The organism is Neobacillus niacini, from assembly GCF_023715415.1.
Classification (GTDB): Bacteria; Bacillota; Bacilli; order Bacillales; family Cytobacillaceae; genus Neobacillus; species Neobacillus niacini_C.
Genome location: NZ_JAMBOB010000101.1, coordinates 1 through 251, shown reverse-complemented (window position 1 = coordinate 251; position 251 = coordinate 1). Strand labels below are relative to the sequence as shown.

Here is a 251-nt window from a genome sequence, read left to right as displayed (position 1 = left end):
TCAACATAAAAAACTTAAATAAGATTTTACGTTGACACTAATGAGCTAGCATGGTATGATAGTTTTTGTCGCTAAAAATAATTGCTCTTTGAAAACTAAACAAACAAGAACGTCAACAAACAATTTTTTTAGCTTTTTGAAAAAAGCTAAGCCAACGTAACAAATGAGCTATATCAACTTTCTTGGAGAGTTTGATCCTGGCTCAGGACGAACGCTGGCGGCGTGCCTAATACATGCAAGTCGAGCGAATC

Annotated in this window: 1 rRNA gene; it reads left to right on the top strand. The window is 35.9% G+C overall.

Annotation, left to right across the window (positions count from 1 at the left end):
* Positions 1-179: 179 nt before the first annotated feature.
* Positions 180-251: ribosomal RNA gene (locus M3189_RS26750) — 16S ribosomal RNA — on the top strand; the annotation flags it as partial.